The organism is Micromonospora vulcania, assembly GCF_042658605.1.
Classification (GTDB): domain Bacteria; phylum Actinomycetota; class Actinomycetes; order Mycobacteriales; family Micromonosporaceae; genus Micromonospora; species Micromonospora vulcania.
Window position 1 is genome coordinate 61,907 of sequence record NZ_JBHSQS010000004.1, and the last position, 16,682, is coordinate 78,588.

Sequence of the window (16,682 nt, forward strand, 5' to 3'; positions counted from 1 at the left end):
AGGCTGCGGAGTACCGGGCGGCCGATAGACTCTCCGGTCATGAGTGTTGAAGAGGACACGGCCAATCACGGTCGACTGCTCGGGACGGTGCGCAGTCCGCAGGACGTCAAGCGGATGTCCGGCGAGGAGCTGGACGTCCTCGCCGCGGAGATCCGCGACTTCCTGATCGCCAAGGTCTCCCGTACCGGCGGGCACGTCGGGCCCAACCTCGGTGTGGTCGAGCTGACGCTGGCCATGCACCGGGTCTTCGACTCCCCGCGCGACCGGCTCCTGTTCGACACCGGCCACCAGGCCTACGTACACAAGATCCTCACCGGGCGGCAGGCCGGCTTCGACAAGCTGCGCCAGCGCGGTGGCCTCTCCGGCTACCCGAGCCAGGCGGAGAGCGAGCACGACCTGGTCGAGAACTCGCACGCCTCCACCGCGCTCTCCTACGCCGACGGCCTGGCCAAGGCGTACGCCCTGCGGGGCGAGGCGCGCAGCGTGGTCGCCGTGGTCGGCGACGGCGCGCTCACCGGCGGCATGTGCTGGGAGGCGCTGAACAACATCGCCACCGCCGGCAACCCGCTGGTCATCGTCGTCAACGACAACGGCCGGTCGTACGCCCCGACCATCGGCGGGCTGGCCGACCACCTGTCCTCGCTGCGGCTCAACCCCGGCTACGAGAGGGTCCTCGACACGGTGAAGGACGCCCTCGGCTCCACCCCGCTGGTCGGCCGGCCGATGTACGAGGTGCTGCACGCGGTCAAGAAGGGCATCAAGGACGCGGTCGCGCCGCAGGCCATGTTCGAGGACCTCGGAATCAAGTACGTCGGCCCGGTGGACGGGCACGACGTGGCGGCGGTCGAGTCGGCGCTGCGCGCGGCGAAGAACTTCGGCGGCCCGGTGATCGTGCACGCGGTCACCCGCAAGGGCTACGGCTACCGCCCGGCCGAGGAGGACGAGGCGGACTGCCTGCACGGCCCCAGCAGTGCCTTCGACGTGGAGACCGGCGCGCTGCTGGCCGCCCCCTCGGTGAAGTGGACGCACGTCTTCGCCGACGAGCTGCTGGCCGTCGCCGACGAGCGTCCGGACGTGGTGGGCATCACCGCCGCGATGGCCGAGCCGACCGGCATCGCCAAGCTGGCCCGCAAGTACCCCGAGCGCGTCTATGACGTGGGCATCGCCGAGCAGCACGCGGCCACCTCGGCCGCCGGGCTGGCGCTGGGCGGTCTGCACCCGGTGGTCGCGGTCTACGCCACCTTCCTCAACCGCGCCTTCGACCAGGTCCTGCTGGACGTGGCGATGCACAAGCTGCCGGTGACCTTCGTGCTGGACCGGGCGGGCATCACCGGCCCGGACGGCCCCAGCCACTACGGCATCTGGGACATGTCGGTCTTCGGCGTGGTGCCCGGCCTGCGGATCGCCGCCCCTCGGGACGCCGCCACGCTGCGTGAGGAGCTGCGCGAGGCGGTGGCCATCGACAACGGCCCGACCGTGGTGCGCTTCCCGACCGGCGCGGTCGCCGCGGACCTGCCGGCGCTGCGCCGGGTCGGCCCGGTCGACGTACTGGCCGAGTCCGCCCGTACCGACGTGCTGCTGGTCGCCGTCGGCTCCTTCGGCCACCTGGGCATGGAGGTCGCCTCCCGGGTCGCCGAGCAGGGCTACGGAGTCACCGTGGTCGACCCCCGCTGGGTCCGTCCGGTCCCGGCGGAGCTGGTCGAGCTGGCCGCGAGCCACCGGCTCGTGGTCACCGTCGAGGACGGGGTCCGGGTCGGCGGGGTGGGCGACGCGCTCGCCCAGGCGATGCGCGACGCCGACGTCCGGGTGCCGCTCAAGGACCTGGGCGTACCGGCCGACTGGCACCCGCACGGCACCCGCGCGCAGATCCTCGCCGACCTGGGCCTGACCGCGCAGGACGTGGCCCGCAACGTGACGGGCTGGATCTCAGGCCTGGACAACACCCCAGTCCGCCTAACCTCCACCACCGACGCCACCGCCGCCCAAAACTAACGGCCCACCCGAGTCCCGGTGGGCCGTCGCCCACCGGCCCCGGGTGCCGCCGCGTGCCCCGCGTGCCCCCACGACCCCCCGCGTGCCCCCGCGAGCCCCGCGTGCCACACCGGCCCCGCGTCGATCTAGGGCGAATCGTTGTTGACAGAGGTCAACTCACCACGATTTTCCCTAGATCGGCGGGGGAGTCGGGGTGGCGGCGGGGGGTGAGGGCGCGGCGGGGGTGAGGGCGCGGCGGGAGAGGTGGGGTTGGGGGAGGAAGAGAGCGGGCTGGGGGAGGTTAGCGGGGGGTTACGGAGCGGTAGTGGGTCTTGTCGGTGTTTGCCAGGCTGAAGGTCTGGGTGCGCGGGGGTGCCGGGACGACCACCAGGCCGGGGCGTTCGACCAGCAGGGGAGTGCCCGGCGGTACGGACAGCGAGCTGTCCCGGGTGGCCCGCCAGCTCAGCACCAGCAGCGGCTGGCCGGGCACCGGCAGTTGGTACGTCTGCAGCGGGGTGGCCCGGTCGGCCGGTGAGACCACCGGCGCGCTGCCGTCCGCCGGGCGGTAGACCACCGAGGTCATCGTGCCGGCGTCGGTGTCCCAGCTCAGTTGTTGCAGCTCGGCCGGCTCGCCGCCACCGAGGGCCACCTCGCCGAGCGACCGGACGGCGAGTTTCGCCATCGGCCAGGACGTGGGCACCGAGCGTGGCGCGTCCCGGTCGCCGATTCGACGCGGGATGCTGCCGAACGGGCCCCGCTCGCCGGCCAGCACGCAGGTGTCCAGGCCGGTGAGTGCCCGCCGGCCCGCGCCGGACTCGTCGCGTACCAGCGGATAGCGCGGATCGGCTGTGCCGGTGCCCAGGTCGAGCAGTCGGTCGGCGGCACGCCCCCGGGGCAGTGACTCGGTGGCCCGCAGGGTCGCGGTGACCCCGACCGCCGTGCACGCCGGCACGGCGACCGGCACAGTGAGGCCGTCGGCGACGTTCAGCGCCCTGCCCTCCGGCCCGAGTAGTTGCTGCACCCGGGCGGAGACCAGGTAACGCCGGCCGTTGGCGGTCTGCACCGGCAGCACGTCGGAGTAGACGAGGTAGCCCGGGTCGGTGTACTCGGTGGCGCGGCTGACCGCGTAACGGTCGCCGTTCCGGGTGAGCTGCAGGAGCCAGGAGGAGCTCTCGCCGGGGACGTCGGCGGCGACCAGCGCCACCGGCGTGCCGTCGACCCGGCCGGACCAGAGAATGCCGGACGAGGGCAGATGCGCCCGGTCGTCGGCCGGTGACCGCCAGTCGCGCACCGCGACGGTAACCGCTGCCGTCACCGTGGCGTCGCCAGCGAGGTCACCCCGGGGCGGCCACACCGTCAGCGAGCCGTCCAGGCTGTCGTACCCAACTCGCAGGTCCTGGGGTTTGCGGTCGGCGACCGGACCGCACGCCGTGGCGGTCAACAGTGCGCTCAGCAGGACGGTGAGCGTCCCGCCGAGTCGGCGGCCTGGAGTCACCTGGATCCGCCCCCCGATCGCCTCGCCGTCGCTGCCGGAAAGCGCCATAGTACGAGATGTCCGACGCGGCACCCTAGCTGGCCGTCGATCATCCCACCACAATGGACGCCACCGGGGTTTTAGTGCCTTTTCGCCGCTCGGGTAGACTCCGCCGACTGTGACGCCTGCCGAGTCCCGCGCCCTGTCCGCGCCGCGCCCGGACACGACGGTCAGCCCCGACGAGACAGTGAGCCACCGCACTGCCGCCGCGCTCATCGCGCCGGCCAGGACTCCCGCCGCCGAACCCGAGGTCGCCGAGCCGGAGACGCCGACCAAGCCCGCAGCGCCGACTGAGCCGGAGACGCCGACCGATCCGGAAGCGCCGAGCGAGCCCGCAGCGGACGCTGGTGCGGACGCCGAGGCGACGGCACCGGGGGCGACGCGGCGGCGTCGGTGGACGCGGCGGCGGCAGGACCTGGCGGTTGGCGGGCTGTTCCTGCTCGCCGCGCTCTGGGTGACCAGCCGGCTCTGGCTGGACCCCTCCGGCCGGGCGGCCTCGCTCTACACCGGCGACCCGGCCCAGGTGCAGTTCTTCCTCGCCCACTCGGTACGCGTGGTGCTGCACGGTGAGTACCCGTTCTACACGGAACAGTTCAACTACCCCGACGGCGTCAACCTGATGGCCAACACGGCGGTGCTGGCGCTGGGCATTCCGATGGTGCCGGTGACCCTGCTGTTCGGGCCGGCGGTGTCCTTCGTGGTGCTGGTGACGCTGGGCCTCGCCGGAACGGCCATGGCCTGGTACGCCATGCTCTCCCGGCAACTGGTGCGCACCCCGCTCGCAGCGGCGGCCGGCGGTTGGTTCTGCGGGTTCTCCCCGGCGATGCTCTCGCACGCCAGTTGGCACCCGAACATCATCAACCAGTTCCTGCTGCCGTTCATCGTCTGGCGGGTGCTGGCGCTCACCCGGTCCCAGCGGCCGGTCCGGGACGGGGCGCTGCTGGCCCTGCTGGTCAGCGCGCAGGCGTTCATCAACGAGGAGATCCTGCTCTTCACGGCGCTGGCCTGCGGGGTCTTCCTGCTCGCGGTGCTCGCCCAGGAGCCGGCGCGCTGGTCCGCGGCGTGGCGACCGCTGGCCGTCGGCCTGGCGGCCTGCGCGCTGCTGGCCGGGGCGCTGTTGGCGTACCCGCTGTACGTCCAGTTCGCCGGGCCGATGGCGTACCACGGGCTGAGCGACGCGGTGCAGGACTACGGCAACGACGTCGCTGCCTTCTTCGCACCCGGCTCACCCACCCTCGGCGGCAACCAGCGGGCCAACGTCAACCTGGCGCCGAACTACTCCGAGGAGAACGCCTTCTTCGGTTGGAGCCTGTCGCTGCTCGCCGTCGGCATCGTGGTGTGGCTGCGGCGTGAGATGGTCGTCCGGGCGCTCGCGGTGACCGGCGGCTTCTTTGCCGTGCTCTCCCTCGGTGAGCGGGTGTCCTGGTGGGATCGGGAGCTGTTCACCGGGCCCTGGCAGATGCTGGTGCACCTGCCGTTGCTGGACGCCGTGGTGCCGACCCGGTTCGGTCTGATCACCAGTGTCGTGGTCGGCCTGCTGCTCGCGCTCGCCGTCGAACGGGCCTGGGCGCTGCGCCCGGCCGACCGGCGTACCGTGCGTACGCTCACCGCCGCCGGCCTGGCGTTCGCGCTGCTGCCGATCGCTCCGATGCCGCTGCGGATGGTCTCCCGACCGCCGGTGCCGCAGTTCATCACCGCCGACCGTTGGCGGGCGTACGTCGGGCCGGACCAGACGCTCGTGCCGATCCCGGTGCCCAGCATGGGCAACACGCACGGCATGCGCTGGGCGGCGGCCATCAACCTCGACTTCAAGATTCCCGGCGGCTACTTCCTGGCCCCCCGCAACGGCAACACCGGCGACCGGGGCCGGTTCGGCGGTCGGCCCAGCGGCGTGACCCAGGTGCTGGAGGAGGTGGCGACCACCGGCCGTACGCCCAAGCTGGACGACCGGCAGCGCCGCCGCTGCATGGACGAGCTACGGCACTGGCGCGCGGCGATCCTGGTGCTGCCGGTCCGCCAGCAGAACTCCGAGCCGCTGCGGCGTACCGTCGAGCAGTTGGTCGGCCCCGGTCGCCAGGAACTGGACGTCTGGGTGTGGGATGTCCGGACGCTGACCGCCCGCTCGGCCTGATGACCACCGGGACGGCGTCCTCGACGACGGCAGCCCCGGCGACGGCCGCCCCGACGCCGCCGGACCGGTCCCTGCCGGCCTGGCTACCGAATGCCCTGGTGGTGGCCGGCTATCTGGGTCTGGCCGTGCTGCTGACCAGCGCGCAGTGGCTACACCCCGGGCGGCTGTTCCACCAGGCGGGCGACCAGGTCCTCTTCGAGTGGATGCTGGCCCACGCGGCGCACGCCGTCGTGCACGGGGAGAACCCGCTCTACAGCACCGCGTTGAACGCGCCGGACGGGGTCAACCTGATGGCGAACACCTCGGTGCTCGGCCTGGGTGTGCCGCTGACACCGGTCACCCTGCTCTTCGGCTCGCAGGCGGCGTTCTGCGTGGCGGTCGTCTGCTGCCTCGCCGGCACCGCGACGGCCTGGTACGCACTGCTGCGCCGCCGGCTGGCCACCGCCCGGTCCGCCGCGGTGGTCGGTGGGCTGATCTGCGGCTTCGCCCCCGGCATGATCGCCCAGGCGGGCGCGCACCTGCACGTGGCGGCCCAGTTCCTGGTGCCGCCGATCCTCGCCCTGGTGTTCCGACCCGGGCCGGCCCCCGACGAGGTACGCCAGCGCGGCGAGGTGTGGCGACCCGGCGTCGGTCTCGGGCTGCTGCTCGTCTGGCAGGTTTTCATCGGCGAGGAGGTGCTGGTCTTCCTGGCGCTCGCCGGCGGGGTGTTCGCGGTGGGCTACGCGCTCGCCGATCGAGCCGCGGCCCGGCGACTCGCGCCGGCACTGTTGGGCCGGCTCGCGGTGGCGGCGGTGGTGGCGGGAGTGCCACTGGCGTACCCGCTGTGGTTCCAGTTCCACGGCCCGCAGCGCTACGTCGGCATGGCGTTCGCGGCGCAGAGCTTCCAGTTGGACGTGGCCTCGTTCACCGCGTCGGCGCGGCAGACCGTGCTGGGCGACGACTACCTGCCGGGGCTGCTCTCGCCGAATCCGACCGAGGAGAACTCGTTCTTCGGTCCCGGGCTGCTGGTGCTCGCCGTGGTGATCGTCATCTGGCTGTGGGGGCGACCACTGGTCCACGCGCTGGCCGCCTGCGGTCTGCTCTTCGCGGTCCTGTCGCTCGGCACCTACCTGCGGGTGGACGGCTCGGGCACGAGCATCCCCGGGCCGTACCGCCTGGTCGCCGGGCTGCCGCTGCTCGACCTCGCGGTGCCGGCCCGGTTCGCGCTGGTCTGCGTACCGGTGCTGGGTGTGTTGGTGGCGCTCTCCCTGGATCGGGTCCGGACCGCGCGCGGGCCGGCGGCGGCGCCGGGGTTGCCGGTACGGCTGCTGTGGACCGGCGCGGTGGCCGCCGCGCTGCTGCCACTGGTCCCGACGCCGATCCGGGCGGTGCCGGTCGCACCGGTGCCGCCGTTCGTGGCCGACGGTGGATGGCGTCCTCTGGTGCCGCCCGGCCGGACCGTGGTGGCGATACCCCCGGTCACCGGTGCCGGCCTGAGCCCGGTGATGCTGTGGTCCGCCCGTACCGGGCTGGCGTTCCGCGCGGCGGGTGGGTACTTCATCGGCCCGAGCGGCCCGGACGACCCGACCGCGCGGTGGGGCGCGCCGGATCGTCCCACCGCCGCTCTGCTGCGGCGGGCCGCCGAGACCGGCACGGTGCCGGTGCTCACCGACGCCGATCGTCGCCAGGCCGCCGAGGATCTGCGGCACTGGCGGGCGGCGCTGGTGGTGCTCGGTCGGTTGGCGCACGGCGAACCGGTGCGCCGGACCGTCGAGGAACTGCTCGGCCCAGGCCGGCCGGTGGACGGCGGTTGGGTGTGGGACGTCCGGGAGTAGACCGGCCGACCAGCCGACCGGGCGGCAGCGGCTGACTAGCCCACCACCGCGCGGACGTCCCACACCCAGACGTCGTCGACCCGCTGCGGCGGCCCGAGCAGTGCGGTGACCAGTTCGCGCAGCACCGCCTCGCGCGGGTGCGCCCCGAGCACCACCACCGACGCTCGCCAGAACCGCAGGTCCTCGACGGCCTGGCGGCGGTTCTCGTCGGTGAGCACCGGCACCGTGCCAGTGTCCATCGTGGAGTAGATGAGGCTGCTGGTCGGTCGGTTCGGCGCGCCGAAGACCCCCTCGCCCACCTCGTTCGGGCCGATGAAGTAACCGCCGGGGATGCGGAACTCCTGCCCGGTCAGCGCGCTCCAGCGCAGCGTCGGCAGGCCGTGCACGTTGCTCGGGATCGGTACCGGCACCAGCGTCCGACCCGCCGGCACGTACGACCGCCAGCCGCCGGCGGTGATGAAGTGCGGCGGCGGGTCGATCTGCTGGGCGGGCAGCGGCCGGGGGAAGAGCGGCAGCACGGCGAGGGTGATCGCCGCGTACCCCACCGGGCGCAGCCACCGTCGGCGCGGCGCCTTCTGGGCGCGGGACGCCGCGTCCCAGGCCAGCGCGAGCAGTACGCCCACCGCGGCGGCCACCACCAGGGTCAACCGGGTCGGCATCATCATCTCGACCAGCGGCAGGTCGTCCGGCACGTACGACCACGGGCCGTCCACCCCGGTCTCCACGCCGTTGAAGCGCACCCGGGGCCCGATCGCGGCCACCGTGAAGACCACGATCAGCACCGCGACGATCCGGGCGGCCAACGACCGGCGTACGAGCAGCACCAGCGCCACCACCGAGAGCAGCACCAGCGGCCAACCGAACCAGGTGTTCTGCTCGGTCATTCCGATCGTCTTCTCCACCGCCGGGTCACCGGCCCAGGTGTCCCGGGCGAAGGTGACGAAGGCGGCCAGGTCCTCGCCCCAGTTGTGAAAGACGCCGCCCTGCAGGCCGCGGTAGGACTGCGGGCCGTTGAACTGGAACCAGATCGGGTACGCCGCGAGCACCAGGGCGAGTCCGCCGGCGACACCGAGCCCGGCCACGAACGGACCGGCCGCGGCCCGCGTCGCCGCCGGCCGTTGCACGGCGTACGCCAGCACGACGACGAGGCACGCCAGCGCGGTGAGCAGCAGCATCTCCTCGTTGATGAAGATCTGGTACGTCACCAGTGCCCCGAGCACCAGGCCGTTGCGCCGCCACCGGCCCGGCTCGCCGAGCCGCAGCACCCGCACCACGATCAGTGGCAGCAGGAAGTTGGAGACGAAGTTGGGCTGGCCGTTGGCGTGGTGGATGATCCCCGGCGCGAAGCCGAGGAACGCGCCGCCAACGAACGCCGCCGCCCGGGAGCGCACCAGGTGCCGGGAGAGCATCCAGTACCCGGTGCCCGCGGTGGCCGCCAACGCCAAGCCCAGGTAGAGCGCGTACATCACCTGCGGGCCGAGCAGCATGGTCAGCGGGGCCAGCGGCAGGGTCACCCCGAGCAGCGAGGTGTTGGCCATCATGTTCACCCCGAGCGGGGCGTTCTGCTGGGCCGTGAACAGCGGGTTCTCCAGGTGCCGCACCGAGTACGCGCCATGTGCGAACAGCCACTCGAACCAGCTGTGGTCGGTGGGCAGGTGCGAGGAGACCCGGCCCTGCACGTCGCCCCAGTAGTTGAGGCAGACGAACACGCCCAGAAGCACATAGGCTCCGAGTGCCAACAGGTCGGCGCGGGCCGGGCCGCGACCGGGCCGTCGTGTCGGATCGACCTCGGCCGGGTCGGCGTCGGTCACGGGATTCAGCGAAGGGTCTACCACCGGCACAGCCACGACGCGCCATCGTACAGGCGAGAATGCGTCGCATTTGCCGGGCCGGTACTCCCACGGTCGGTTTGCCGGAGGTGACCCCCGGCGAGCCGTACCCGGCGACAGGAAGGACGGGCGTTGTCGATCATCGAGCTGGGCGAGGTCCGGGACGGGACGGTGCCGGAGCCGTCGGGCCGCCGGCCACCCGCGGTCGGCCGCCCGCTGCGCTGCGCGGCGGTGCTGCTGCTGGCCCTGATCGTGCTGGCCGGTGCGACACCGCTGGCCCGGCGGACGGTGATCCCGGTGCCGGCCGCCCCGCGCGCCACGGCCTACCTCAGCGCGGGCGGCGTTTTCGTGGTCGACCCGTCGACGCCCACCGAGGACCGGCACCTGACCGCGTACGCCCTGCCGGCCGCCAACGGTGACGTGCGGCGTCGATGGCAGATGCCGTTACCCGGCGCCGGTAACTCCAGTGGCTTCGTGGGCGCCCGGGTCGAGCGGGGGCTGGTGCTGCTGACTGAGATGAACACGGACGATGGCGTGTGGGAGACCGTCGCCTTCGACGCGTCGACGGGTGGACAACGCTGGCGCCTCGCGGGCTTTCCCTCTTGGACGGCCGACGGTGGCCTGCTGTTGAACGCCTTCGGCGAAGGGTCGGGTGCGGTGAGCCGGGTGGCGCCCGACACCGGCCTGGTGCTCTGGTCGGTGCCCGTGCCGACGGGCGGGTACGTCAGTTACCACGGTGACGACGTGGTCGACCGGTTCGTGCTCTTCCGGCAGAACGGTGAGGTTCAGGTGCACGACGCCACCAGCGGCCGGCTGCTGCGCAGCGTCGACACCCTGCCCGGTGACCGGTCGGAGTCGCAGCAGCAGCACGTCGCGGGCGAGTTGGTGTTGCTCCTCGGGGCCGACCGGACCCGGCTGGAGGCCTACGGGTTGTCCGAGCTGGATCGGCGCTGGACGGCCGAGCTGCCAGGGCTGGCCTTTGCCGCCCGCTGTGGCGACCTGCTCTGCGCGTTCAAGGAGACCGGTGGCATCGCGGTCCTTGATCCAGCTACCGGCGCGGTGCGGTGGGCAGCGACGGGGGAGCAGGGGATCGGCGTCGTTCGGGCCGACCGGCTGCTGACCAGCGGGCTCGATCGGCGGCAGATCGTGCGGGAGTTGGCGACCGGGCGGGTGGTGGCAGAGCTGGGCCGGTGGGACGTGCTGCCGAGGGTGCGCCCCGACGATCCGCTGATCGGTGTGCGGCCGGGCAGCGACGGCCGGCTGGTCGTCGCCGAGCTGGACCTGGCGGCCGGCCGGTCGCGGATCATCGACATGCTGCCCCGCGGCACCAACAACTGTCAGGCGTCGTCCTGGGACCTGCTCTGTGCGCGACTCGACGGCTCCACCGCGCTGTTCAGGTTGCGACCGTGACCGGCCCGGTCATCGACCTCGGCGACCTGCGGCACCAGCCGGAGCCTGACACGCTGCCCCGCCCGCCCCGCGCCAGCGGCCGGCCGCTGCGCTGCGCCCTGGTGTTGCTGTTCGTACTGGTCACCCTCGTCGCGGCCGGGCCCCTGCCCCGGCGGGCAGTGCAGACGCTGCCGGCCCAGGTCGGCTCCGAGGCGCTGGTCGCCGGGGACCTGTTCCTGGTCATCGACCCGATCACGACCCAGACGGGGCAGCGGCGGCTGGCCGCATTCCGGTTGCCCGGCGGCGAACCGGCCTGGCAGACACCACTGCCGGCGGACGGCCAGTCCTGGTGGGTCACGCCGTTGGACGGGACGCTGCTGGCCACCGGGCACCGGAGCAACCCGGACGGCGAGTCCACGGTGACCGTGGCGCTGGACCGGGCGACCGGGGCGTACCGCTGGCAGCAGCCGGGCAGCCCGGTCCTGCTGGCCGACGGCAACCTGCTCCTGCAGTCCACCGACGCTGGCGGGAGCGGCACCATGCGCGCGGTCGACCCCTGCTGCGGCACCGTGCGTTGGCAGCTGAGCACCCCGCCCGCCGACGTCACCTACCGGGCTGTCGACGGTCTGGTGGACCGGGTGGTGTTCAGCAGTGCGAACGGGCCGACCGAGGTCCGCGACGCGCTCACCGGCACCGTGCTGGCCCGCACCGACCTGCGTACGCCGGGTGGTGGCGCCTACGCGTCCGTCCAGGTGGTGGACGACCTGCTGCTCACCGTCGGCGGGGTGCCGGCCACGGTCACCGCGTACGGGCTGGATCGGCTGGATCGGCGCTGGAGCACGATCGCCGAGGGCTCGCTGTACTCGACGGAGTGCACCCCCGTCATCTGCCTGCAGACCCGCTCCGGTGGCGTGCGGGCGATCGACCTCGACGCCGGCCGGGAACTGTGGAGCAGTGAACGCTGGGGGTGGGTGTGGCCGTACGCCGATCGGCTGCTGGCCACCACGCTGAGCAGCGCCGGCCCCGGAGCGGAAGAACTCGTCGTGCTCGACCCGCCGACCGGCCGGGTGCTGGCCGAGCTGGGCCGGTGGGAGCTGGCGTCGTTCCGGGTGGACGGCACGGTGGTCGGCCTGCGCCGGCACCCCAACGGTGGGCTGCTCATCGCCGAGCTGGACGTCCACGCGGGGACGGCGCGGCTGCTGGACGTGCTGCCGGACGCGACCGGGGAGTGCCAGTCGAGCCCGGGTCGGCTGCTGTGTCGACGGTTCGACGGCTCGTACGGGCTGTGGCAACTGCCCGACTGATCACCAGTTGGCCTGGGCGGGCGGCGGGGGCAGCGACACCGACGAGGGCCGCAGCACGTACGCCACCCCGCCGCTGCCCCGCTGCCAGACCGCCTCGAACCGCTCCCGGGGCACGGTCCGGCGTACCCCGTCGTCGTCCGGCGCGTACGGGTCGTTGAGCACCGGGTCCCCGTCGGCGGTGAAGCCGACCAGCACCATGAGGTGCCCCTTCGTGTCGTAGGACAGGCCCGGCACCTCGTCGGCCCGGAACGCGGCAGAGACGATCAGCGGGATGCCGGCGGCGATGAACGCCTCCGCCTCGGCCAGCGACCGCAGCCGGGTGACGAACGCGTCCACCCCGTGCAGGCCGGCGTAGGCGGTGTTGAACGGCCAGTTGCCGGCGCCGGCGTACGCGTGGTCGTAGCAGTGCCGGGCGGCGTGCACGACCACCGGGCGCGGGCCGGGTGGGTCCACCCAGGCGTAGTGCTCGGGCGTCGGCTCGGCTCCCCAGTAGGCGAGCACCATCGAGGTGCAGGTGGGGCTGCACCAGGAGTCGCCGCCGCCACCCCACTGCGGGTGCTGGCCGGCGTACAGCCGCTGCGAGTAGCGGGGCACGTCGAGCACCCGCCCGCGCCCGGCCGCGTACCCCGGCTCGTCGGTCGGAGCGTGCTCGCCGCCGCCGGTGGCGACCGCGCCGACGCTGCGCAGCACCGGGCTGGCGGGGCTACCGGCTGGTCGGCACAGGGTCACCCGGGCCTGCCAGCCGGTGACCGTCGCTCCGGTCACGATCAGCGTGTCGGTGTCCACCCGGGCGTCGTCGTCGCGTTGTCCGGGCACCGAGGTACGCCGGACCGCGCGGTCGTCGGCCGCCCAGCGGGCCAGCAGGTACCAGTCGGTGCTGGGCGCGTCGCCGTGCCAGCCGCGCAGCTCGACCTCCACCCAGCAGCCGTCCGGGCTGTCCGCGGTCCAGGAGGGCACCACCTCGGCGACTCCGAAGCCGACCGGTACCGGCGGCGACGTCCAACTGCCCCGCTGGTCGTCGCCCTTGAGAGCCAGCCCCCGCTCGGTGGCGTGCAGGCCGTCGGCGGTCCCGGCCGCCTGGTCCGCCGGGAGGTGGAAGCCCCGGTAGGCGATGTCCCGCCGGGTGGCTGGTGCCGCGATGGTCATGTCAGGTCCGTCCGTCGCTCGGTCCCGGAAGCATCGCGTACGCCGCAAGGGTCCGCAACGCCGGCCGACGCGGGCGGCGAGGGACGATGGTTTGCCGGCCGGCACTAGGTTGTCGGTGGTCAGCAGCGAGGAGGCCGGGGATGCGGGTACTGGTGGTGGAGGACGAGCGCAACCTCGCCGACGCGATCGCGCGCGGGTTGCGCAAGCGGGGGATGGCGGTCGACGTGGCGTACGACGGGGACGCCGGCCACGAGGCGGCGTTCGTCACCCGGTACGACGTGGTCGTGCTGGACCGCGACCTGCCCGGCGTGCACGGCGACCAGATCTGTGCCGACCTGGCCGCCTCCGGCGCGCTGACCCGGGTGCTGATGCTCACCGCGAGCGGCACCGTGGCCGACCGGGTGGAGGGGCTGCAACTCGGCGCGGACGACTACCTGCCCAAGCCGTTCGCCTTCGACGAGCTGGTCGCCCGGGTGCAGGCGTTGGGCCGGCGGGCCACCCCGGCCGCGCCGCCGGTGCTCGAACTGGCCGACCTGGTGCTCGACCCGGCCCGTCGGGTCGCCACCCGGGCCGGGGTGCCGGTCGACCTGACCAACAAGGAGTTCGGTGTGCTCAGCGAGCTGCTCAAGGCGCGCGGCGCGGTGGTCTCCAGTGAGGAGCTGCTGGAACGGGTCTGGGACGCCAACACCGACCCGTTCACCACCATCGTCCGGGTCACCGTGATGACGTTGCGCAAGAAGCTCGGCGATCCGCCGCTGATCGAGACGGTCGTCGGCGCGGGCTACCGCACCGCCGAGGTCACGTCATGACCGGGCGGGCACGGTTGCGGCCCACCCTGCGGCTGCGGCTGACCCTGCTCAACGGCGTACTGCTGGTCGGTGCCGGCGCGATCCTGGTGCTGCTGGCCTGGTTGCTGGTCCGCGACGCGCTGCGGCCCACCGACGAGCTGGCGCCCGGCACGACGGTCCTGCTCTCCGACGGCCGGTCGATGGACGCCGGCCAGTGGCAGAGCCAGTTGGTCGACACCGCCTCCGGGGAGCTGCTGGCCAAGGGCCTGGTCGCGCTGCTCGCGATCAGCGTGGTCGGGGTCGCCGGCGCGTACGCGGTCGCCGGCCGGGCGCTGCGGCCACTGCACCAGGTCACCGCGACCGCGCAGCGGCTCGGCGAGGCGACCCTCGACCAGCGGATCGGCTACTCGGGCGCCGACGACGAGGTGGCCGAGCTGGCCAAGACCTTCGACGCCATGCTGGACCGGATCGCGTCCGCGTTCGAGGCGCAGAAGCGCTTCGTCGCGAACGCCTCGCACGAGCTGCGTACCCCGCTCGCGGTGATGCGGACCGAGATCGACGTGACCCTCAGCGACGGCGATGCGGACGCCGCCGAGTACCGCCGGATGGCCACCGTGGTCCGGGACGCCTCCGAGCGGGCCAACGGCCTGGTGGACGCGCTGCTGGTGCTGGCCCGCAGCGAGGCGCAGACCGGGCGCCAGTTGGGTCGGCGTACCGAGTGCGACCTCGCCGCCGGCACGGTCAACGCGCTGTCGGCGATGCGCCGGGAGGTGGAGCGGATCGGGCTGCGGGTGCAGACCTCGCTGGAGTCCGCTCCGGTGGTCGGCGATCCGGGGCTGCTGGACCGATTGGCCGGCAATCTGATCGAGAACGCGGTCCGCTACAACCATCTGCACGGCAAGCTCTGGGTGCGGACCGGCACCGACGGCGAGCGCTCCTGGCTGGTGGTGGGCAACACCGGGTTCGAGGTGGACCAGGCCGACGTCCCGGGGCTGTTCGAGCCGTTCCGGCGCGGCGGCCGGGAACGAACCGGGGCGCGCGGCTCCGGCCTGGGGCTCTCCATCGTCCGGGCGGTCTGCAACGCGCACGGCGGCACTGTACGGGTGATCGCGCAGCCCGGCGGTGGGCTGGAGGTGACGGTCACCCTGCCGTCGGCGGACGCCCCGGCGGTGCCCGGCCCGGTACCCACCGCCGGCTGACGCCGCCGCCGCGAACGGGGTTGCACGTGGCGCGACCCGGCCGGAGGATTCTCCTGGCGCTACCCCTTGATCGACTGGGGTGGCGGGGCGCCCGGCAGTGCTGTTGGATGAGCGGCCAGGCAACCGCGTGAAGGATGTGGACGGATGGACGTGACGGCGACGGAGCCGGTGCAGGCTTACCTCAGCGCGACCGGGGATCGGCTGCGGGCCGACGGCTGCGAGGTGAAGATCGAGGACTGGGGCGGAGTACCGGTGCTGGTCGGTCACCGGGGCGACTTCAAGCTGCGGTGGATGGCGACCAAGCTGCACCTGTTCACGATCGCCGCACCGGCGACGCTGGTCACGGCCGCAGCCCTGGAACGGTTCAGCAGCTCGGCGATGGACTACGTACTGGCCCGCAAGGGGCAGCTGCGTGGCATGCAGAACGGGGTGGCGGTGTTCCCGGCCCTGGTCAGCACCCAGATCGAGCCGGCCGCCGCGGCGTGGGCGCAGGAGAAGCAGCAGGTGAAGTTCGCCGCGCTGGCCCGGCCGGTGGCGGTGGACGCGGTTACCGGCACGGCAGCCGCCTTCCGCGGTAAGCCGGCGCTCGGCTTCATCTACGCGGCCCACCTGCGGAGCAAGCTCGACGCGTACTTCCCGGTCGCCTGACGTCGACCGCGTCCCCGCCGGATCGGTGCGACACACGGCACGAGGCCCCGGCCACCCGCAGGTGGCCGGGGCCTCGGTCACCACGGATCAGGAGCGCTGCTCGATCTCACCCCGGATGCTGGCGAACTCGGCCCGTACCTCGTCGACGGACTTGAAGTACACCACCACGACACCCATGCTGCCCCGGTCGGCCCAGACGCAGACGCCCAGCGGCACCTGCTTCGCCTTGCCGTTGCCGCAGCGCGCGTCGCCACCGAGCGGACCGGGCGCGACCGCCGCCATGTCGGTCACGCCGAGCGTGCCGGAGAGCCCGCTGACCGCGTCGTCCATCTCCTTCTTCGGGTCCGCGAGCACGCCGGACACGGCGGCGATCATGACGAGGTCCTGCTTGGTCTGGTCGCCGTAGAAGGCACCGACCGCGCTGGTCTCGTTCTGCACCGTCGACTTCATCTCGGCGACCATCTCGTCGGCGGCCGTCTGCAACTGCGGGTCAGTGATCTTCGGCTTGCCGGCGAGGGTGGCCGGCGCGACCACGCGGGTCTTGGTGGCGTCGACGACGTCGCCCACCTCGCCCTTGATCGCGAACCAGGTGATCGCCACGCCGCCGAGACACAGCACCAGCACCACCGACAGCACGATCAGCACGATCTTGCCGACGTTCGACTTCTTGGGCGCCGGCGGTCCCGCGTACAGGCTCGGGTCGCCGTACGGCTGGCCGGGCTGCGGGGGCGGGAAGCCCTGCTGTGCGTACGGCTGGCCGGGCTGCGCCGGCGGGAAGCCCTGCTGCTGCGGCGGCGGCCAACCACCCGGCTGCTGCGGATAACCCGGCTGTTGCGGCGGGGTTGGGGAATCGTGCGGCGGGCCGTAGGGGGAGGCCGGCGGCTGCGACATCAGTCAGCTCCAAGGTCGGGTGGCAAAGCGGGTGATCC

General features: G+C 73.1%; 12 protein-coding genes. 8 read left to right on the forward strand and 4 right to left on the reverse strand.

Annotated elements, in window-relative coordinates:
• Positions 1-39 precede the first annotated feature (39 nt).
• Positions 40-1,992, forward strand: coding sequence for a 1-deoxy-D-xylulose-5-phosphate synthase (dxs, locus tag ACFQGL_RS07270; protein WP_377507356.1), 1,953 nt, complete (start codon positions 40-42; stop codon positions 1,990-1,992).
• Between the two features lie 280 nt (positions 1,993-2,272).
• Here dxs and ACFQGL_RS07275 read toward each other — a convergent pair whose 3' ends face one another.
• The gene (locus tag ACFQGL_RS07275; protein WP_377508348.1) at positions 2,273-3,466 is read right to left on the reverse strand and encodes a hypothetical protein; all 1,194 of its coding nucleotides are present in this window, start codon (positions 3,464-3,466) and stop codon (positions 2,273-2,275) included.
• Between the two features lie 454 nt (positions 3,467-3,920).
• On the opposite strand from ACFQGL_RS07275, the gene ACFQGL_RS07280 reads away from it, so the two are divergent.
• Both ACFQGL_RS07280 and ACFQGL_RS07285 read left to right on the forward strand, forming a co-directional pair.
• Positions 3,921-5,636 (forward strand): DUF6311 domain-containing protein, encoded by a 1,716-nt coding sequence (locus ACFQGL_RS07280; protein ID WP_377508350.1) that lies wholly within the window; start codon positions 3,921-3,923, stop codon positions 5,634-5,636.
• A complete protein-coding gene (locus ACFQGL_RS07285) occupies positions 5,636-7,450 on the forward strand; it encodes a DUF6311 domain-containing protein (RefSeq protein WP_377507359.1) in 1,815 nt (604 codons plus the stop codon). Before ACFQGL_RS07280 ends, ACFQGL_RS07285 begins: the two co-directional genes overlap by 1 nt.
• A 35-nt stretch (positions 7,451-7,485) precedes the next feature.
• Here ACFQGL_RS07285 and ACFQGL_RS07290 read toward each other — a convergent pair whose 3' ends face one another.
• Positions 7,486-9,261, reverse strand: coding sequence for a DUF6311 domain-containing protein (locus tag ACFQGL_RS07290; RefSeq protein ID WP_377507363.1), 1,776 nt, complete (start codon positions 9,259-9,261; stop codon positions 7,486-7,488).
• Positions 9,262-9,411: 150 nt separating this feature from the next.
• Between ACFQGL_RS07290 and ACFQGL_RS07295 the strand changes: the two genes are divergently transcribed.
• Both ACFQGL_RS07295 and ACFQGL_RS07300 read left to right on the forward strand, forming a co-directional pair.
• Positions 9,412-10,689, forward strand: coding sequence for an outer membrane protein assembly factor BamB family protein (locus ACFQGL_RS07295; protein WP_377507366.1), 1,278 nt, complete (start codon positions 9,412-9,414; stop codon positions 10,687-10,689).
• Positions 10,686-11,972, forward strand: coding sequence for an outer membrane protein assembly factor BamB family protein (locus ACFQGL_RS07300; RefSeq protein ID WP_377507369.1), 1,287 nt, complete (start codon positions 10,686-10,688; stop codon positions 11,970-11,972). The genes ACFQGL_RS07295 and ACFQGL_RS07300 overlap by 4 nt, the downstream gene beginning before the upstream one ends.
• Here ACFQGL_RS07300 and ACFQGL_RS07305 read toward each other — a convergent pair whose 3' ends face one another.
• A complete protein-coding gene (locus ACFQGL_RS07305; RefSeq protein WP_377507372.1) occupies positions 11,973-13,118 on the reverse strand; it encodes a peptidase C39 family protein in 1,146 nt (381 codons plus the stop codon).
• A 140-nt stretch (positions 13,119-13,258) separates the two neighbouring features.
• On the opposite strand from ACFQGL_RS07305, the gene ACFQGL_RS07310 reads away from it, so the two are divergent.
• The 3 genes from ACFQGL_RS07310 to ACFQGL_RS07320 all read left to right on the forward strand — a co-directional run bounded on the left by ACFQGL_RS07310 (position 13,259) and on the right by ACFQGL_RS07320 (position 15,753).
• Entirely contained in the window at positions 13,259-13,927 is a 669-nt protein-coding gene (locus ACFQGL_RS07310) for a response regulator transcription factor (RefSeq protein WP_377507375.1), read from the forward strand.
• Complete coding sequence (locus ACFQGL_RS07315; protein ID WP_377507378.1) at positions 13,924-15,105, forward strand: sensor histidine kinase; 1,182 nt, start codon at positions 13,924-13,926, stop codon at positions 15,103-15,105. Before ACFQGL_RS07310 ends, ACFQGL_RS07315 begins: the two co-directional genes overlap by 4 nt.
• Positions 15,106-15,249: 144 nt before the next feature.
• Positions 15,250-15,753 (forward strand): levansucrase, encoded by a 504-nt coding sequence (locus tag ACFQGL_RS07320; protein ID WP_377507381.1) that lies wholly within the window; start codon positions 15,250-15,252, stop codon positions 15,751-15,753.
• An 87-nt stretch (positions 15,754-15,840) separates the two neighbouring features.
• Here ACFQGL_RS07320 and ACFQGL_RS07325 read toward each other — a convergent pair whose 3' ends face one another.
• Positions 15,841-16,644: a hypothetical protein gene (locus ACFQGL_RS07325; RefSeq protein WP_377507384.1), complete on the reverse strand. Its 804-nt coding sequence runs from the start codon at positions 16,642-16,644 to the stop codon at positions 15,841-15,843.
• Positions 16,645-16,682 lie beyond the last annotated feature (38 nt).

Coding starts and splice junctions, on each gene's coding strand:
- dxs (WP_377507356.1), top strand. CDS start 40: ATGAGTGTTGAAGAGGACACGGCCAATCACGGTCGACTGCTCGGGACG.
- ACFQGL_RS07285 (WP_377507359.1), top strand. CDS start 5,636: ATGACCACCGGGACGGCGTCCTCGACGACGGCAGCCCCGGCGACGGCC.
- ACFQGL_RS07305 (WP_377507372.1), bottom strand. CDS start 13,118: ATGACCATCGCGGCACCAGCCACCCGGCGGGACATCGCCTACCGGGGC.
- ACFQGL_RS07310 (WP_377507375.1), top strand. CDS start 13,259: ATGCGGGTACTGGTGGTGGAGGACGAGCGCAACCTCGCCGACGCGATC.
- ACFQGL_RS07315 (WP_377507378.1), top strand. CDS start 13,924: ATGACCGGGCGGGCACGGTTGCGGCCCACCCTGCGGCTGCGGCTGACC.
- ACFQGL_RS07320 (WP_377507381.1), top strand. CDS start 15,250: ATGGACGTGACGGCGACGGAGCCGGTGCAGGCTTACCTCAGCGCGACC.
- ACFQGL_RS07325 (WP_377507384.1), bottom strand. CDS start 16,644: ATGTCGCAGCCGCCGGCCTCCCCCTACGGCCCGCCGCACGATTCCCCA.